The 16511-nt window shown below is 66.0% G+C and carries 17 protein-coding genes; 5 read left to right on the top strand and 12 right to left on the bottom strand.

What is annotated here, in order from left to right; all coding sequences use genetic code 11:
• Positions 1–7 precede the first annotated feature (7 nt).
• Both ptsP and QX132_RS11385 read right to left on the bottom strand, forming a co-directional pair.
• Positions 8–2275 carry a phosphoenolpyruvate--protein phosphotransferase gene (ptsP, locus tag QX132_RS11390; protein ID WP_315735256.1) on the bottom strand — a complete coding sequence of 756 codons (2268 nt, stop codon included), beginning with the start codon at positions 2273–2275 and terminating at the stop codon, positions 8–10.
• A gap of 302 nt (positions 2276–2577) precedes the next feature.
• The gene (locus QX132_RS11385) at positions 2578–3834 is read right to left on the bottom strand and encodes an aspartate kinase (RefSeq protein WP_316161188.1); all 1257 of its coding nucleotides are present in this window, start codon (positions 3832–3834) and stop codon (positions 2578–2580) included.
• 164 nt (positions 3835–3998) lie between these two features.
• Here QX132_RS11385 and QX132_RS11380 point away from each other — a divergent pair, with 164 nt between their 5' ends.
• Together QX132_RS11380 and ubiG are read left to right on the top strand one after the other, a co-directional pair.
• The gene (locus tag QX132_RS11380; protein ID WP_315735252.1) at positions 3999–4466 is read left to right on the top strand and encodes a PH domain-containing protein; all 468 of its coding nucleotides are present in this window, start codon (positions 3999–4001) and stop codon (positions 4464–4466) included.
• A gap of 47 nt (positions 4467–4513) precedes the next feature.
• Entirely contained in the window at positions 4514–5278 is a 765-nt protein-coding gene (gene ubiG, locus QX132_RS11375) for a bifunctional 2-polyprenyl-6-hydroxyphenol methylase/3-demethylubiquinol 3-O-methyltransferase UbiG (protein ID WP_409997692.1), read from the top strand.
• 361 nt (positions 5279–5639) lie between these two features.
• Here the strand turns inward: ubiG and QX132_RS11370 are convergent, their stop codons facing one another.
• Positions 5640–5921: a GIY-YIG nuclease family protein gene (locus QX132_RS11370; RefSeq protein WP_316161357.1), complete on the bottom strand. Its 282-nt coding sequence runs from the start codon at positions 5919–5921 to the stop codon at positions 5640–5642.
• Positions 5922–6159: 238 nt separating this feature from the next.
• Here QX132_RS11370 and QX132_RS11365 point away from each other — a divergent pair, with 238 nt between their 5' ends.
• The gene (locus QX132_RS11365; protein WP_315797276.1) at positions 6160–7059 is read left to right on the top strand and encodes an EamA family transporter; all 900 of its coding nucleotides are present in this window, start codon (positions 6160–6162) and stop codon (positions 7057–7059) included.
• On the opposite strand, the gene QX132_RS11360 is transcribed toward QX132_RS11365, so the two are convergent.
• From QX132_RS11360 to QX132_RS11335, 6 genes are all read right to left on the bottom strand, one after another.
• Positions 7060–7497 carry an EamA family transporter gene (locus QX132_RS11360; RefSeq protein WP_315797277.1) on the bottom strand — a complete coding sequence of 146 codons (438 nt, stop codon included), beginning with the start codon at positions 7495–7497 and terminating at the stop codon, positions 7060–7062.
• A gap of 141 nt (positions 7498–7638) precedes the next feature.
• Positions 7639–8121 (bottom strand): DUF1178 family protein, encoded by a 483-nt coding sequence (locus QX132_RS11355; RefSeq protein ID WP_315735242.1) that lies wholly within the window; start codon positions 8119–8121, stop codon positions 7639–7641.
• Entirely contained in the window at positions 8118–8996 is an 879-nt protein-coding gene (locus tag QX132_RS11350; RefSeq protein WP_315735240.1) for a carbon-nitrogen hydrolase family protein, read from the bottom strand. Before QX132_RS11350 ends, QX132_RS11355 begins: the two co-directional genes overlap by 4 nt.
• Entirely contained in the window at positions 8993–9268 is a 276-nt protein-coding gene (gene grxC, locus QX132_RS11345) for a glutaredoxin 3 (RefSeq protein ID WP_315735238.1), read from the bottom strand. Before grxC ends, QX132_RS11350 begins: the two co-directional genes overlap by 4 nt.
• 29 nt (positions 9269–9297) lie before the next feature.
• Positions 9298–10086 (bottom strand): ComF family protein, encoded by a 789-nt coding sequence (locus tag QX132_RS11340; RefSeq protein WP_410052859.1) that lies wholly within the window; start codon positions 10084–10086, stop codon positions 9298–9300.
• The gene (locus QX132_RS11335; RefSeq protein WP_316161187.1) at positions 10070–10660 is read right to left on the bottom strand and encodes a macro domain-containing protein; all 591 of its coding nucleotides are present in this window, start codon (positions 10658–10660) and stop codon (positions 10070–10072) included. The genes QX132_RS11340 and QX132_RS11335 overlap by 17 nt, the downstream gene beginning before the upstream one ends.
• 125 nt (positions 10661–10785) lie before the next feature.
• Here QX132_RS11335 and QX132_RS11330 point away from each other — a divergent pair, with 125 nt between their 5' ends.
• Positions 10786–11643: a methyltransferase domain-containing protein gene (locus tag QX132_RS11330; protein WP_316161186.1), complete on the top strand. Its 858-nt coding sequence runs from the start codon at positions 10786–10788 to the stop codon at positions 11641–11643.
• A gap of 120 nt (positions 11644–11763) precedes the next feature.
• Here the strand turns inward: QX132_RS11330 and QX132_RS11325 are convergent, their stop codons facing one another.
• Positions 11764–12174 carry a (deoxy)nucleoside triphosphate pyrophosphohydrolase gene (locus tag QX132_RS11325; protein ID WP_315735232.1) on the bottom strand — a complete coding sequence of 137 codons (411 nt, stop codon included), beginning with the start codon at positions 12172–12174 and terminating at the stop codon, positions 11764–11766.
• Positions 12175–12356: 182 nt separating this feature from the next.
• Between QX132_RS11325 and QX132_RS11320 the strand changes: the two genes are divergently transcribed.
• Positions 12357–13685 (top strand): TadE/TadG family type IV pilus assembly protein, encoded by a 1329-nt coding sequence (locus QX132_RS11320; protein ID WP_315773186.1) that lies wholly within the window; start codon positions 12357–12359, stop codon positions 13683–13685.
• Between the two features lie 63 nt (positions 13686–13748).
• On the opposite strand, the gene argJ is transcribed toward QX132_RS11320, so the two are convergent.
• Complete coding sequence (gene argJ, locus QX132_RS11315; RefSeq protein WP_315797280.1) at positions 13749–14990, bottom strand: bifunctional glutamate N-acetyltransferase/amino-acid acetyltransferase ArgJ; 1242 nt, start codon at positions 14988–14990, stop codon at positions 13749–13751.
• A 253-nt stretch (positions 14991–15243) separates the two neighbouring features.
• Positions 15244–16143: a peptidylprolyl isomerase gene (locus QX132_RS11310; protein WP_315797281.1), complete on the bottom strand. Its 900-nt coding sequence runs from the start codon at positions 16141–16143 to the stop codon at positions 15244–15246.
• Positions 16144–16511 lie beyond the last annotated feature (368 nt).

Genomic DNA, 16511 nt, shown 5'->3' with positions numbered 1-16511 from the left:
GGGCCCGCTACAGCGCGAGGCCTTCGCTCTCGGCGAACTCGGTCAGCTTCTGCCGCATCGAGAAGCTGCCAGCCGGTGCGGCCAGCCATTCGGCCATCTTCGTCGCCGCCTTGCCGGCGTCGAGTTCGAGGATCATCGCCTTCACAGGGCCGTGCGCGGTGGCCGACAGCGACAGCGAGCGGTAGCCGAGCGAGATCAGCGCCAGCGCGCCGATCGGCTTGGAGGCCATCTCGCCGCACAGCGACACCGACCGCTTGGCCGCCTTGGCCTTGTGCACGATCTGCTGCAACGCCCGCAGGATCGGCGTCGACAGCGTGTCGAAGCGCTCGGAGACCTTGGCATTGCCGCGATCGACCGCGAACAGGAACTGGAACAGGTCGTTCGAGCCGACCGAGATGAAATCGACCTTCGAAAGCAGCTCGTCGAGCTGATACAGCAGCGCCGGGACCTCGAGCATGGTGCCGACGTCGACGCGCTCCGGCAGCGTGTGACCGTGCTGGCGCAAGTAAGTCAGCTCGCGCTCGACGATCGCCTTGGCCGTGTCGAACTCGGCGACTTCCGAGATCATCGGGAACATGATGCGCAGCGAGCGGCCGCCGCCGGCGCGCAGCAGCGCCCGGATCTGGCCGCGCAGCAGGCCCGGACGGTCGAGGCCGAGGCGGATCGCGCGCCAGCCGAGCGCCGGATTCTCCTCGATCACGGTCTCCATGTAGGGCAGCGCCTTGTCGCCGCCGATGTCCAAAGTGCGGAACGTGACCGGCTTGTGGCCGGCGGCGTCGAGAACCGTGCGATACAGCGCCAGCTGGTCGCTCGAGCGCGGCAGGCTGGCGGACACCATGAATTGCAGCTCGGTGCGGAACAGGCCGATGCCGGCGCTGCCGGTGTCCTCGATATGCGGCAGGTCAATGACCAGGCCCGCATTGATCATCAGCTCGATCGGCTGGCCGTCCTTGGTCACGCAGGGCTTGTTGCGCAGCTCGCCATATTGCGCCTGGCGGCGAGCGCGGAAGCGCACCCGCTCGGCATAGGCGGACTCGATCTCGGACGACGGCCGAACGTAGATCGAGCCCGACGTGCCATCGACGATGATGGCGTCGCCGGGATCGGCGATGCCCGGCGCGTTCGGCACCTCGCCGACGGCGGGAATGCCGAGCGCACGCGCCACGATCGCGACATGCGAGTTGGCAGTGCCTTCCTCGAGCACGAGGCCGCGCAGCCGCTTGCGGTCGTAGTCGAGCAGCGCCGCCGGGCCCATTGCGCGCGCGATCAGGATGGCATTGTCGGGCAGGTGCTCGCGCCGGGGCGCGTGGTCCTGGCCCACCAGTTGGCGCAGCAGCCGGTAGCCGAGGTCCTCGAGATCGTGCAGCCGCTCGCGCAAATACGGATCGGTGGAGCGCAGCATGCGGGCGCGGGTGTCGGACTGCACGCGCTCGACGGCGGCTTCCGCCGTGAGGCCGGTCGCGACCGCCTCGTGCAGCTTGTGCGACCAGCCCTGGTCGTTGGCGAACATGCGATAGGCTTCGAGCACCTCGCGGTGCTCGCCGCCATCGGCGACGTCACCGCGCTCCAGCATGCGGTCGAGGTCGGCGCGCAGCTTGAGCAGCGCGGCGTCGAGCCGCTTGATCTCCTTCGGCAGATCCTCGGCGATGTAGTTGTTGATGACGACGCGCGGCTCGTGCAGCACGACGTGGCCGAGCGCGATGCCATCGGACAGCACGGTGCCGGTCTTGTGGATCGAGTGCCGCGCCGCCGGCTCGGCGCCGGGCTGGGCGAGCGCTGCGAGCTCGCCGGAGGCGATCATCTCGGCGAGCACCATCGCGGTGGTCTGCAGCGCCTCGACCTCTTCCTCGACATAGGTGCGCTTGGCGCGGTTCTGCACCACCAGCACGCCGAGCGTGTTGCCGGCGCGCAGGATCGGCACGCCAAGGAAGGAGTGGTAGATCTCTTCGCCGGTTTCCGGCCGATACGAGAAGGCGGGGTGGCTCTGCGCGTCGTTCAGATTGAGCGGCGTCGCCTCGCTCGCGACGAGGCCGACGAGGCCCTCATGCGCGCTCAGCACGGTCATGTGAACGGCGTCGCGGTTCAGACCTTCGGTGGCGTAGAGCTCGAGCGTGTTGTCGACGCGAAGCACATAGACCGAGCAGACCTCCGCGACCATGTTGGCCGCGATCAGCACCACGATCTTGTCGAGTCGCTCCTGTGCCGAGACCTGCTCCGCCATGGTCTCGCGAAGCCGTCTGAGCAGGACGCGGGGGCCTCCCGACGCGCTTCGCATGTGGCACAATCCCCCTTCCTGGGGCCAGCCCGGCACGCGGCCGGATCTGGCGCTAAACTCGCGGCATCGAACAGCTTTCTCGATTCGGCACTATCGCACGCTCAGAGTGCCGGCCCGAACCAGAACAACCATCACTGGAGCACAGTTTGCGGCTGCCATCCTGCGATGGCGTATAGCGAATTAGGGCTTGTTTTGCCAAGCAAAACGCCTGCCACCGCGGGCGGCGTCAACGGCTTTCGAACGACCTCCGGCCCGTCCCGCTGTCACATAACGGGACAGGTGTGGTTGCGGAGGAGGATTTTCTAGGCCTGGTCCAGTCCGTAGAGCGTGTGCAGCGTGCGGACGGCGAGCTCGGTATAGGCGGCGTCGATCAGCACCGAGAACTTGATCTCGGAGGTCGTGATCGCGCGAATGTTGATGTTGCGGGCGGCGAGCGCGGCAAATCCCTTGGCGGCGACGCCGGCATGGCTGCGCATGCCCGAGCCGATCACCGAGACCTTGGCGACGTCGGTTGCGGTATCCAAGCGCTGGTAGCCGATCTTGTCCTTGGCCGCGGTGATGGTCTCGCGCGCCCGGTTGTAGTCGGTCGCCGGCACCGTGAAGGTCAGATCGGTGGTCTTGCCATCTTCCGAGACGTTCTGGACGATCATGTCGACATTGATGTTGGCATCAGCCAGCGGTCCGAAGATCGACGCGGCAACGCCCGGCTTGTCCTCGATCTGGCGCACCGAGATCTGGGCCTCGTCCTTGGAGAAGGCGATGCCGGTCACGACGTGATTTTCCATGATTTGTTCCTCGCTGCAGATCAGCGTCCCCGGCGGCTGGTTGGCGTGCGGGTCGATATCCTCGGGCTTGTCGAATGAGGAGCGGACGAAGATCGGCATGTTGTGCACCATGCCCAGTTCCACCGAACGGACCTGCAGCACCTTGGCGCCCTGGGACGCCAGCTCCAGCATGTCCTCGAAGGCGATCTTGTCGAGCCGCTTGGCCTTCGGCACCACCCGGGGGTCGGTGGTGTAGACGCCGTCGACGTCGGTATAGATGTCGCAGCGGTCGGCCCTGATGGCGGCCGCGATCGCCACCGCCGAAGTGTCCGAGCCGCCGCGGCCGAGCGTGGTGATTCGCCCGGTTTCGGCGTTGATGCCCTGGAAGCCGGCGATGACCGCAACTTCCTTGCGGTCGCGGAAGCGCTGGATCAGCTCGGCGCCGTCGATATCGACGATTCGCGCCGAGGCATGGGCGTCGCTGGTCTTGATCGGGATCTGCCAGCCCTGCCACGAGCGGGCCTGGATGCCCATGCTCTGCAGCACGATCGCCAGCAGGCCGGACGTGACCTGCTCGCCCGAGGCCACCACGGCGTCGTATTCGCGCGCATCATGCATCGGCGACGCCTCGGTGCACCAGGCGACCAGCTCGTTGGTCTTGCCCGACATCGCCGAGACGACGACGGCAACCTCATGACCGGCATCGACCTCGCGCTTGACGTGGCGCGCGACGTTGCGGATGCGGTCGATGTTGGCGACGGATGTGCCGCCGAATTTCAGCACGAGGCGACCCATGACGACGCGCTCATTCCCATCAGGAGGATAAGTTGACCGGCTGAGCGCGAAACCGGAGGCGCGCCAGCCGAAACGCGCGTATACATAGCGCCGCGGCTGGGGGCAAGACGGTTCCTTGTGGTGACAGGGTCAGGTTGGTGACAGGGTCAGGTGAGAGGCTTGGAATGGCGCGTTACATCGACGAAATCCTGCAACCCGGCGAGAAGGTGCTGTATTCGACCAACGCGCATTGGATGTTCTACCTGCCCGCGATCGGGGCCTGGATCGTCGTGTTTGGATTGCTCGTCCTCTCCCGCATGACCGTGAACGACAGTTTGGTCATGCTGTGCCTGGCCACCGCCGCCGTTATCGCCATTGTCGCCCTGTATTGGACGGTCCGGGCCTGGTTCCATCGCCTCACCACGGAGACGGACGTTACCAATCGTCGCGTCGTCCATAAAACCGGTTTCATCAAGCGCCGTACCTTCGAGATGGCCCTCGACAAGGTCGAGAGCGTCGACGTCAACCAGACCATCATGGGACGGGTTCTCAATTACGGCGACGTCACCATCTTGGGGGTGGGCGAGGGCAAGGAAACCATTTCGACCATCGCGGAGCCGCTGGCGTTCCGGAACGCCATCACGGCGCGTTAACCCGGTACGGCGCCGCAGCTTCGATCATTGAGTATTCAGCGATGACAATGCCTCAGGATTCCCGCAGCACTTCTGTTCCCTCCGGCTCGACCGTCGATCCGGCCGAGATCGCGAAGTTCTCGAAACTGTCCGAGACCTGGTGGGACCCCAAGGGCAAGATGGCGCCCCTGCACAAGATTAACCCGCTGCGCCTGACCTACATCCGCGATGCCGCCTGCCGGAAATTCGAGCGCAACGCCAAGAGCCTGAACTGCCTCTCGGGACTGCGCATGCTCGACATCGGCTGCGGCGCGGGATTGCTGTGCGAGCCGTTCACGCGGCTGGGCGCGCAAGTCGTCGGCGTCGATCCCTCGGCCAGCAACATTGCCGCTGCCAGGCTGCATGCGGAAAAGGGCCATCTGTCGATCGACTATCGCTGCACCACGATCGAGGAGATGGATCCGCGCGAGCGCTTCGACATCGTGCTGGCGATGGAGGTCGTCGAGCACGTCACCGATGTCGGTGCCTTCCTCGGCCGCTGTGCCGCCGTGCTGAAGCCGGGCGGCATGATGGTGGTCTCGACGCTGAACCGCAACTGGAAGAGCTTCGCGCTCGCCATCGTCGGTGCCGAATATGTGCTGCGCTGGCTGCCGCGCGGCACGCATGAGTGGAGCAAGTTCGTCACGCCGGACGAGCTGACGAAATACCTGCTCGACAATCGTCTGGTCATCACCGAGCAGAGCGGCGTCGTCTACAGCCCCTTCGCCGACCGCTGGAGTCTGTCGACCGACATGGACGTGAACTACATGATGGTTGCCGAGCAGATGGTGTAGCACGGCGTCGCGCTTCGGTTCGGCCGGGGTGCTGCTCCACAACCGGTGTCGTCCCTGCGAACGCAGGGACCCATAACCCCAGAGAGTGGTTCGGGGCACGCTAGGAGATCAGGTCGCTGGCGGGCTTTCCGTGGCGCGACAGGTTCAACGTGCAGCCTGCCCCAAGACAGATCACGCGGTATGGGTCCCGGGTCTACGCCCGCTGACGCGTCGCGTCATTGGGCTTGCCCGGGACGACAGCTTTGCTCCCCCCGCCAGCTTCATTCTCGGTTGTCGTCGGTCCAGCCAGATGGCGCTCGACCAAAGGTGTCGTCCCTGCGAACGCAGGGACCCATAACCACAGGGATTGGTTTGTGGCACCCTAGGAGATCAGGTCGCTGAGATCGCGCCGTTCGAGATTGTCGCGCTCGATCAGCTCGATCTTCCAGTCGCGCTTCCAGCGCTTGAGCTGCTTTTCGCGGGTGATTGCTTCCTCGGCGACAGCGTATGTTTCCACGTAGACCAGCCGAAACACGCCGTACTTCTTGACGAAATCCGAGCCTTCGCCATCGCGATGCTGCCCAATCCGTTTTTGTATCGAGTTGGTAACACCGATATACAGGGTGCCGTAACGGCCGCTGGCGAGAATGTAGACGTAATACATCGCCGCACCATCGTGTGGAGACATCGTCTGAACCAATTGAAGCCAGTGGTTATGGGTCCCTGCGTTCGCAGGGACGACACTGGTCGTGCGGCACGAGCGTACCATAAACCTCGGACAAGTGCGCGTCGTCCCGCCGCTGACTTGCAATCCTGACATGCGACCGAATCGTCGCCTGTCCTGTTGACCCGGCGCCCCGCGCTCGTCACGGTGCCGGCCTCACCGTCGCACAGTGCCGCGCATGCTCACCATCGCCTCGCTCTGGATTCCCTTCACGCTGGTGGCTGCGGTCGGTCAGGTCGCACGCAATGCGATGCAGCGGTCGCTGACGGCGAAGCTCGGCACCTGGGGCGCGACCAACATCCGCTTCCTGTTCGGCTTCCCGTTCTCGCTGGTGTTCCTGACCGCGGTGCTGCTGGCGACCGGCGACCATCTGCCGTGGCCGTCGGCGGCGTTCTGGCCGTGGCTGCTGCTCGGCGCGCTCAGCCAGATCATCGCCACCGGGCTGATGCTGCTGGCGATGACCGACCGCTCCTTCGTCGTCACCACGGCCTATCTGAAGACCGAAGCGATCCAGACCGCGATCTTCGGCTTCATCTTCCTCGGCGATCCGCTCTCGGTGCCGAAGGTAATCGCGATCCTGATCGCCACCATCGGCGTCGTCGTCACGGCGCTTCGGCCCGGTGGCGACAAGAGCTTTGCGGAGTTGAAGCCGACCGTGACCGGCCTCGTTGCGGCGGCGGCGTTCGCCCTGTCGGCGGTCGGCTTCCGCGGCGCCATCATCACCGTCGACGGCGTCTCCTTCGTGACCGCCGCATCGTACACGCTGGTCTGGGGCCTGTTCGTGCAAACCGCGATCCTGACCGTCTACCTGCTGGCGCGCGCGCCGGACATCCTGCGCGGAATCCTGTCGCTGTGGCGGCCGTCGATGATGGCCGGCTTCGTCGGCGCCTTCGCGTCACAATTCTGGTTCCTGGCTTTCGCGCTGACGGCGGCTGCCAACGTCCGCACGCTCGCGCTGATCGAGGTGCTGTTCGCGCAGGGCGTGTCGTACTACTCGTTCAAGCAGCCGGTTTCGCTGCGCGAGGTCTGTGGCATCGTGCTGATCGTTGCCGGGGTAGCGCTGCTGATCGCAGTATAGTCAGCCCTTGATCGCGATCAGCACGGCGCCGGCCGCGATCAGGACGATGCCGATCCAGCCCTGCAGGCTCGGTCGTTCGCCGAGAAACACGACGCCGAACAAGGCGACCAGCACGACGCTGAGCTTGTCGATCGGCGCGACCAGCGTCGCGGGGCCGAGCTTCAGGGCGCGGAAGTAGCACAGCCACGAGGCGCCGGTGCCGAGCGCCGACAGCGTCAGGAACACCCAGCTCTTGGTCGAGATCGGTCCCGGGCTGGTGAGCTGGCCCGTCGCAAACAGGATCAGCGCCAGCGTCATCAGCACGATCGCGGTGCGGATCAGCGTGGCAAGATCGGAGTTGAGACCTTCGACGCCAACCTTGGCGAAGATGGCGGTGAGGGCCGCAAACAGCGCGGAGAGGAGGGCCCAGAGCTGCCAGGACGAGGAGAGGGGGGGCATGTCGTCACACCGGCGAAAGAGAGAGTGCAGGCCGAGATCTCTCCCCCGTCATTGCGAGCGAAGCGAAGCAATCCAGAATCTGTCCTCGGCTCCTGGATTGCTTCGCTTCGCTCGCAATGACGAAAAGGCCTTCTCGATTGCTCAATTCCTATCGTCCGGCAGCACCGGGATCGGGGCGACCTCGATGCCTTCCTCGATCAGTTCGCGGGCCTCGTCGAGCGAGGCCTCGCCATAGATCGGCCGGTGCTCGGTCTCGCCGTAATGCATCTTGCGCGCTTCCGTCGGGAAACGCTCGCCGACATCGTCGGCGTTCTTGACGATGTGGTCGCGCAGCTCCTTGAGCTTGGCGCGCAGCTCGCGCTCCTGCGCCATCATCAGCGCGGTCGATCCCGGCGGAATTACTTCCTGCGCTGGCGTCGGTGAGGCCGGCACTGGCACTGGAACGGCCTCGCGGCCCTTCTTGCTGACGATGCGCGGCGCCATGATCGCCTTCTCGACCTTGGTCGAGCCGCAGGTCGGGCATTCCACCAGCTTGCGCTTCACCTGCGAATCGTAGGTCGAGGAGCTCTGGAACCAGCTTTCGAACGTGTGGTCACGCTCGCAGCGCAGCGCATAGCGGATCATGCCGAGCCCCGCACCAGGTGCAGATAGTCCGGACCCGCGTTGGGGTCGGCGATGCCGAACCGGCGGCCGTGCTGCAGCGAAGGAATGGTCTGGCGCACGCTCTCGACCCGCGACGGATCGATGCGCGCCACGATCACGCCGGGCTCGACGCCGCCCTCGGCGAGAATCTCGCCCCATGGATCGATGATCAGCGAGTGGCCGAAGGTCTCGCGCTTGTTCTCGTGCAGGCCGCATTGGGCGGCGGCGAACACGAAGCAGCCGGTCTCGATGGCGCGGGCGCGCAGCAGCGTGTGCCAGTGCGCCTCGCCGGTCTTGCGCGTGAAGGCGGAGGGCACGCTGATGAACGAGGCGCCGCTCTCGGCCAGCGCGCGATACAGCGCCGGGAAGCGCACGTCGTAGCAGATCGTCAGCCCCAGACGACCCCAGGGCAGATCCGAGATCACGGCCGTCTCGCCCGGCTGATAGTTGGCCGACTCGCGATAGCTCTCACCGCCCGGCAGGTCGATGTCGAACATGTGGATCTTGTCGTAGCTCGCCAGCACGTTGCCCTCGGGGCCGATCAGGAACGAGCGGTTCACGGCCTTGTCTGCCGAGAAGCGCAGCGCCAGCGATCCGATGTGCAGATGGATGCTCAGCTCCTTGGCGAGCGCCTGATAGGCTTTGAGAGAGGGATCGTCCGCCTCGCTCTTGAGCTGCTCGAACAGCGCCGTCCGGTTGAGCTGCATCATGTTGCTCACTTCCGGCGTCTGGACGTACTCCGCGCCCTGCGCGACCGCTTCCCGGATCAGCCTGGTGCCCTGCTCGAGGCTCGGCTCGGGTAGGAGCGAGGTGCGCATCTGCACCATGGCGGCGGTAAAGCTGCGGTCGTTGCTCATGATGTCGCCTTGTCTCCCGCCAGCATGGCGTCGAGTCTGCCCTCGCGATCGAGCGCATAGAGATCGTCGCAGCCGCCGACATGGGTGTGGCCGATGAAGATCTGCGGAAAGGTCGAGCCCGGGCCGACACGATCATACATCTTCTGCCGGATCGTCGGATCCTTGCCCGCGTCATGCTCGGTGAAGGGAACGTTCTTGCGGGTCAGAAGCGATTTGGCGGCCGTGCAGTAGCCGCACCCCGGACGGGTATAGATTTCGATCGCAGCGGTCATGTCGCGCTCAGCTGTTACGGAACGACAGATTATATGGGAGCGCGGGGGGCATCGACAACCCGGGCGAAAACCAGCACGCTGACCTCGGCCGCCTTGGCGCGCAGCAGAGCGCGGGCGCAGGCATCCACCGTCGCGCCGGTGGTCAGCACGTCGTCGACGATCACGATGCGGCGCCCCTGCACGTCATGCAGGCGGTCTGAAGATACCTGGAATGCGCCCTGCACATTGCTGGCGCGCTGGGCGCGCGACAGGCCGACCTGCTGCTCGGTCGCCCGCACGCGGCGCAACGCATCGCCCTGCATTCGGACGCCGCTGGACCGGGCGATCACCCGCGCCAGCGCGCCGGACTGGTTGTAGCGGCGGCTGAAGCCGCGCCGCCAGTGCAGCGGCACGGGCACCACGAGGTCGGCCTCGGCCAGCAGCTCGCGGCCGGCGCGAGCCATCCAGCGGCCCATGATCGGCGCCAAATCGGTGCGGTCCTGATATTTCAGCTGATGCACCAGGGTGCGCGCGACCTCGTCATAGCGCACGGCGGCGCGCGCCCGGGCATAGGCCGGCGGCGCCGCGATCGCCTCCATCGACAGCAGCTCGGGGCCGGGATCGTAGACGAAGGGGATGCCGAGCTTCGGGCAATACGGCCGCTCGATGAACGACAATTTGCCCCAGCAGGCCGCGCAGACGCCCTCGCCGTCGACCGGCTCGCGGCAGGCGATGCACAAGGTCGGCAGTGCAATGTCGAGCGCGAGCTTGGCTGCGTGAGCCATCACGCCGCAGACCGAGCCAACGACGGAGCGAACGGGATCAGGCAAGGAGATCATGATGCTCGCCCAGGATGGCGCGCGCCGTCCTGCTCCTACGTCCGTGCCCGCCAACGATCGCATCATATGCCGCTCGCATCTGGCGTGCGGCTTGACGTGGCGGCACGGCCCCGATGCCGGTGCCCATGCCCGGTGCCAGCAGGGAGGTGATCGGCCCGGCTTCGCGCGTGTTGTGTACCTGGACCGCAATCAGAGCGGCTCGGAACGCGAGATAGACGTTCGGTGTTCCGTCGATGCGCGATGGCACGCGCATGGTCGGAGCGCAAATGAGATAGCGAAGCTCCGGATGTCCGGTCGGGAGGATCACGGCCTGTCCGACCGGAAGCTCGCCATAATGTTGCGCGGCCAGCAGCTCGCGCAGCTCTGTCTCGACCTGCCAACCGAAGAAGCGTGCATAGTGCAAGTCGATGCCGCCGTCCATGAAGCCGAAGCTGTTCGCCGGGCTGACGATGGCATCGGCCTGCTGGTCCAGAATGCTTCCGTGAGAGACCTGGACCTCGCCGACGCCTGCGAACGCGGACCGCCAGGCCTCGACCACCTCGATGCTGATGTCGCGAAGGTGGACCGTGAGCATGATCGCAATGAACTCGATCGGAGAACGCCGCTATTTTTGGCTCGGGTCATCGCAGGTTAGCGTGGCCTCGGACGCGGCTCAAGCGGTGCATTGCCCGGCCGCGAGGATCGGCGTAACCAGCCCCCATGACCCAGCCCGTCACCGCTCCCGTTCTGTTCGATCGCAGCCTGCTCGCGCTCAGGCAGCGGCGGGCTGCAGCAGCGCCGGAGACCTTCCTGCTGGAGCGCGTCGCCGAGGATGTCGCGGATCGCCTTGCCGCGGTGAACCGGTCCTTCACCGAGGCGGCCGACGTCTGGACGCCCGGCACCGGTTTGAAGCCGTATCTTTCGGGACGGATCGCACAGCTCGTGCATATCGCCGCGGCCGCCACCGCGGACGAGCGGCTGCCGCTGGCGCCGCAATCGCTTGATCTCGCGCTGTCGGCGTTGGCGTTTCAGTTCGTCAACGATCTGCCTGGACTGCTGGTGCAGGTTCGCCGGGCCTTGCGCCCTGATGGTCTGCTGCTGGCGGCCATGATCGGCGGCGATACGCTGACCGAGCTCAGGCAGAGCTTCGCCGCCGCCGAGGCCGAATGCGAGGGCGGCGTATCACCGCGCGTCGCGCCGTTCGCCGATCTGCGCGACGTCGGCGGTCTGCTGCAGCGTGCAGGCTTCGCGCTACCCGTCACCGACGTCGACCGCGTCGTGGTCCGCTATGCCAGCGCGCTCGGCCTGATGCAGGATCTCCGCCGCATGGGCGCGACCAACAGCCTGGTCGAGCGCCGTCGCACGCCGACGCGCCGCGCCACCCTGCTCCGCATGGCCGAGATCTATGCCGAGCGCTTCGCCGATCCCGACGGCCGCATCCGCGCCACCTTCGATATCATCTGGCTGTCAGGCTGGGCCCCGCATGAGAGCCAGCAGAAGCCGCTGAAGCCGGGTTCGGCGACGGCGAGCCTCGAGGCGGCAGTGAAGCGGAGCCCTCGCGCGGGAGCGGATGAATAGCCACTCTCGTCATCGCCGGGCTTGACCCGGCGATCCATCCCTCTTGAAGAGTCCGAAATGTAGATGGATGCGCGGGTCAGGCCCGCGCATGACGCGTGAGCGTGAGGCTATCGCCGCGGCTCACATCAACAAGTCGATCAGATGCGGCAGCAGCGGGATGTCCGCGGGCGGCATCGGGTAGTCGCGCAGCTTGTTGGGCCGCACCCAGGCCAGTTGCTGGCCCTCGCGCGCGGTCACCAGGCCTTCCCAGCGCCGGCAGATGTAGAGCGGCATCAGCAGATGGAACGTCTCATAGGCGTGGCTGGCGAAGGTCAGCGGCGCGAGGCAAGCTTCGCGCACGGTGATGCCGAGCTCCTCGTCGAGCTCGCGGATCAGGCTGGCTTCCGGGCGCTCGCCGGGCTCGAGCTTGCCGCCGGGAAATTCCCAGAGGCCCGCGAGCGCCTTGCCGGGCGGCCGCTGCGCCAGCAGCACGCGATTGTCGGCGTCGACGAGCGCGCAGGCGACCACGAGCGTGAGTTTCAGGTCGGGCATGGTCCGATCGGGTTTCGAGAGGGATGGGCCGGTCCGAGAACCAGGCGCGCCTGTTGAGGGAGTTTTAACCTAGGCCGTTTTGAGCCCCGTTTCCACGGTTGAAATAAGCCAACCTTAATGGCCGCCCGCGTATTTTCACGGGTGAACGCCGTGACCCCCTCATGGTTCGTTAGGCATCATTCATGCGAATTGTATCCAGCCTGCTTGCCCGCCTTCGCCGCGACGTCAGCGGCAACGTCGCGGTGACGTTCGCCATCGTCTGCGTTCCGCTGATCACGGCGGTCGGCTGCGGCGTCGACTACAGCCGCGCCAACCAGATGCGCGCCAAGCTGCAGGCGGCGGTCGACGCCGCGTCGGTCGGCGCGGTGTCCCGGACGGCGCCGGCCTTCATCGCCGCGGGCGCGATGACCTCGGACGGGGTGATCGCCGCCGGCAATGACGACGCGGCGAAGATCTTCAACGGCAACATGTCCGGCACATCGGGCTATACGCTGACCAGCCTGACGCCGGAGGTGAAGAAGGCCGGCTCGGTGCTGAGCGCCACCGTGTCGTTCTCGGCCACCGTGCCCATGATGTTCATGAACATCGTCGGGTTCAAGACCATGACCCTGAACGGCTCGTCGACGGCGAAGGCCTCGATGCCGCGATACATCGATTTCTACCTGCTGCTCGACAATTCGCCGTCGATGGGCGTGGCGGCGACGCCGGCGGACGTGACCAAGATGGTCAATGCGACCTCGGACAAATGCGCCTTCGCATGCCACGACTACAACGACTCCAACAACTACTATAATCTCGCCAAGACGCTCGGCGTGACCACCCGGATCGACGTGCTGCGCAGCGCCACCCAGCAGCTGATGGACACGGCGCAGCAGACGCAGACCTATACGAACCAGTTCCGCATGGCGATCTACGATTTCGGCGCGGCGTCGAAGACGATCGGATTGCGGGCGCTGTTCTCGCTGTCGTCGAGCCTGTCCAGCGCCAAGAGCGCCGCAGGCAACATCGACCTGATGGGCGTCTACGGCAACAACGACTCCTACACGGCCGACAAGGATACGCCATTCACCACGGTGTTCCCCGCCATCAACAACGAGATCTCGACGCCGGGCGACGGCACCACCGGCTCGCCGCTGAAATACCTGTTCTTCGTCTCCGATGGCGTCGCGGACGAGAGCAACGCCGCCTGCCTGAAGCCAAAGGCCAGCGGCAATCGCTGCCAGTCGCCGATCAATCCGGCGCTCTGCACCACGCTCAAGAACCGCGGCATCAAGATCGCAGTGCTCTACACCACCTATCTGCAGCTGCCGACCAACAGCTGGTACATGAGCTGGATCGATCCCTTCAACAAGGGGCCGTTCGGCCCGTCGCCGAACAGCGAGATCGCGCAGAAGATGCAGGCTTGCGCCTCGGACGGGTTCTATTTCGAGGTGTCGCCGACGCAGGGCATCGCGGAGGCGATGAAGGCGCTGTTCCAGAAGGCGGTCGCCGACGCACGGATCGCGAGCTGATCGACTCGGCCCCCGGAAGCGCGCCGGCATCTGCGCGCTTCCTGGCCGCGGTCGGTTGCGGAATTAGGATCGGTAGTCGCCGTTGATCGCGACATACTCCTTGGTCAGGTCGCAGGTCAGCACGCGGTCGCGGCCCTTGCCGAGCCCGAGCGCCACCTTGATCTGCACCTTCTGCGCCTTCATCGCCTCGGAGACTTCCGTCTCGTCATAGGCCGGATCGCGCGCACCCTTCGATGCGACGCGGATGCCGTTGAAGGAGATCGAGAGCTTGTCGCGGTCGGCCGGCTCGCCGGCCTTGCCGACGGCCATCACGACGCGGCCCCAATTGGCGTCCTCGCCGGCGATCGCGGTCTTGACCAGCGGCGAGTTGGCGATCGACATCGCGATTCTGCGCGCCGACGGCTTGCTCTTGGCGCCCTCGACGATGATCTCGACCAGCTTGCGGGCGCCCTCGCCGTCGCGCGCGACCTGCTCGGCGAGGTCGGCCAGCACGGCATTGAACGCCTTCACGAACGCTTTCGCGCGCGGATCGCTGGCGCGGCTGATCTTCGGTGCGCCCTTCGCCGCGGCGGTCCCGGTGGCGAAGGCGAGCAGCGTGTCGGATGTCGAGGTGTCGCCGTCGATCGTCACCGCGTTGAAGGTGTCCTCGACGCCGGCCTTGAGCAGGGCCTGCAGCGCGGGTGCCGAAATCGGCGCATCGGTGAAGATGAACGACAGCATCGTCGCCATGTCGGGCGCGATCATGCCGGCGCCCTTGGCCATGCCGTTGATCGTCACCTTGGCCTTGCCGAGCTTGACGGTCGCGGTCGCGACCTTCGGGAAGGTGTCGGTGGTCATGATGGCGCGCGCCGCGCCCATCCAGTCCTCTGGGCTGGCGGTGCCGGCGAGCCCCTCGAGCACGCCGTCGAACTTGGTCGCATCCAGCGGCTCGCCGATCACGCCGGTCGAGGCGAGAAAGATCTCGTCCTGCTTGCAGCCGACCGCCTTGGCGGCGATCGCCGCCGTCAGCGCCGTCGACTGCTTGCCTGTCTTGCCGGTGAAGGCGTTAGCGTTGCCGGAGTTGACCACCAGCGCGCGCGCCTTGCCGCCCTTCAGCTTGGCCCGGCACCATTCGACCGGCGCCGACGGGCATTTCGACAGCGTGAACACGCCGGCGACGGCGGTGCCGGGATCGAGCAGCGCCAGCAGCACGTCGGTGCGGTTCTTGTAGCGGATGCCGGCCGCCGCGGTCGCGAGCTTGACGCCCGCAACGGCGGGCATGTCGGGGACATCGGTGGGGGCGAGCGGGGAGACGGCTGAGGACATCGAGGGCTTCCGGCAGGAATGAGCGGGAAGCGCTCTGTATCATCTCGGTCGTCGTTGTGGGAGTGGATGTCACTGCACCCACTGCTGTCATCCCGGCGAACGCCGGGATCCATAACCACAGGGTCCAGTTGGGAGCCCCGGTATCGGCCACGTGCCTGTTTCAAACATCACGCGGTATGGGTCCCGGCTTTCGCCGGGACGACACCATTTATGACGCGACCATGTCGCGCCTCAAGCCAAGTAGCCGAGCCGCTTACTTCTTCGCCGGCTCGGCCGGCTTCGCCTCCGCCGGCTTGGCGGCGTCGCCAGCGGGCTTGTCCAGGCGCTCGATCTTGGCGGTCTCGCGCAGCTTGCCGACATAGTCGGCCTGGGCCTTGCGGGTGACGTAGGTCTCGATCTGGCTCTTGACCTGGTCGAACTCCGGCGGCTTGCGGCTGCGCTTTTCCTCGACCTTGATCACGTGCCAGCCGAACTGGGTCTTCACCGGGTCCGAGATCTTGCCCGGCTCCATCGCGAAGGCGACGTTGGCGAATTCCGGCACCATCTGCTCCTTGGTGAAGAAACCGAGATCGCCGCCGTCCGAGGCGCCGGGGTCCTTGGACTTCTTCTTGGCGAGTTCTGCGAAATCGGCGCCCTTGGCGAGCTCGGCCTTGACGGCCTTGGCCTCGTCCTCGGTCTCGACCAGGATGTGGCGGGCGTGCACCTCCTGCTCGCCGCCGATCTGCTTGGCGGCCTCCTCGTAGACCTTCTTCATCGCGTCCGGCGTGGTCGCGGCCTTGCCCTCGCTGGCAAGCAGGCTGTCCATCAGCAGCCGGTTGCGGGTGAAGGCGAGGCGCTTCTTGAACTCCTCGCTGTCGGCGACCTTCTTGTCCTCGGCCGCCTTGGCGACCAGCTTCATGTCGATCAGGAACGACAGGACGTTCTCGTCCTTGGTCGCCGGATCCATCTGCGCGAGGCTCTGTCCGAGCTCCTCCTCGGCGAGCGTCACGTCGCTCTTGCGGATCTCGGCGCCGTTCACCTTGGCCAGCACCGGGTTGGCATCGTCGGCGGCGCGTGCGGGCGCGGCAAGCAGGGACAACGCGAGACTTCCGGCGAGAGCGGTGGCAAGGCCGAGGCGCAGGCCGGTTTTCGTAACCGGGAACGACGTGGTCATGGAAAATCCTTGTTGAGAAGAGGGGGCTCGAGGGGGGAGGCCTCAGGGCGGCCGGGACACTCGCCCAATCGCCGTGCCTTGGCAACGCGAAAAGTCTGTCAATTTCGTGAAATCGGCGACAGGTGGGCGGCGACGGCCCGGCTGTCGGGCGCCGTTGACAACGTTCCCCCCCAGCCATATCTCTCCCCGGTCGCTTCAAGGGCGATAGCGCTTATTTTGCTGCGTTTTTGGCCGTTGAACCCTGGTTTGCCTGTCTCCCACTCATCTGGCGGACGCCGCCCGGCGCCGAAGGTCGAGGCTGGCGCGGGTGCTGCGGTGCATCACGTCGGGAACAGCAAACCCAAACCATGAGTTACGGCTGCAACGCA

The sequence above is a fragment of the Bradyrhizobium sp. SZCCHNRI20481 genome (assembly GCF_032485055.1).
GTDB lineage: Bacteria > Pseudomonadota > Alphaproteobacteria > Rhizobiales > Xanthobacteraceae > Bradyrhizobium.
This window is presented reverse-complemented; position numbering and strand designations above follow the sequence as displayed.

Bases quoted from the DNA above. Each gene is read 5' to 3' on its own strand.
- QX132_RS11325 (WP_315735232.1), bottom strand. From the start codon at position 12,174: ATGCCCGACCTGAAACTCACGCTCGTGGTCGCCTGCGCGCTCGTCGAC.
- QX132_RS11360 (WP_315797277.1), bottom strand. From the start codon at position 7,497: ATGCCCCCCCTCTCCTCGTCCTGGCAGCTCTGGGCCCTCCTCTCCGCG.
- QX132_RS11320 (WP_315773186.1), top strand. From the start codon at position 12,357: ATGCGAATTGTATCCAGCCTGCTTGCCCGCCTTCGCCGCGACGTCAGC.
- ptsP (WP_315735256.1), bottom strand. From the start codon at position 2,275: ATGCGAAGCGCGTCGGGAGGCCCCCGCGTCCTGCTCAGACGGCTTCGC.
- QX132_RS11350 (WP_315735240.1), bottom strand. From the start codon at position 8,996: ATGAGCAACGACCGCAGCTTTACCGCCGCCATGGTGCAGATGCGCACC.
- ubiG (WP_409997692.1), top strand. From the start codon at position 4,514: ATGCCTCAGGATTCCCGCAGCACTTCTGTTCCCTCCGGCTCGACCGTC.
- QX132_RS11385 (WP_316161188.1), bottom strand. From the start codon at position 3,834: ATGGGTCGCCTCGTGCTGAAATTCGGCGGCACATCCGTCGCCAACATC.
- argJ (WP_315797280.1), bottom strand. From the start codon at position 14,990: ATGTCCTCAGCCGTCTCCCCGCTCGCCCCCACCGATGTCCCCGACATG.
- QX132_RS11370 (WP_316161357.1), bottom strand. From the start codon at position 5,921: ATGTATTACGTCTACATTCTCGCCAGCGGCCGTTACGGCACCCTGTAT.
- QX132_RS11330 (WP_316161186.1), top strand. From the start codon at position 10,786: ATGACCCAGCCCGTCACCGCTCCCGTTCTGTTCGATCGCAGCCTGCTC.
- QX132_RS11310 (WP_315797281.1), bottom strand. From the start codon at position 16,143: ATGACCACGTCGTTCCCGGTTACGAAAACCGGCCTGCGCCTCGGCCTT.
- QX132_RS11365 (WP_315797276.1), top strand. From the start codon at position 6,160: ATGCTCACCATCGCCTCGCTCTGGATTCCCTTCACGCTGGTGGCTGCG.
- QX132_RS11340 (WP_410052859.1), bottom strand. From the start codon at position 10,086: ATGATCTCCTTGCCTGATCCCGTTCGCTCCGTCGTTGGCTCGGTCTGC.
- QX132_RS11380 (WP_315735252.1), top strand. From the start codon at position 3,999: ATGGCGCGTTACATCGACGAAATCCTGCAACCCGGCGAGAAGGTGCTG.
- grxC (WP_315735238.1), bottom strand. From the start codon at position 9,268: ATGACCGCTGCGATCGAAATCTATACCCGTCCGGGGTGCGGCTACTGC.
- QX132_RS11355 (WP_315735242.1), bottom strand. From the start codon at position 8,121: ATGATCCGCTATGCGCTGCGCTGCGAGCGTGACCACACGTTCGAAAGC.
- QX132_RS11335 (WP_316161187.1), bottom strand. From the start codon at position 10,660: ATGCTCACGGTCCACCTTCGCGACATCAGCATCGAGGTGGTCGAGGCC.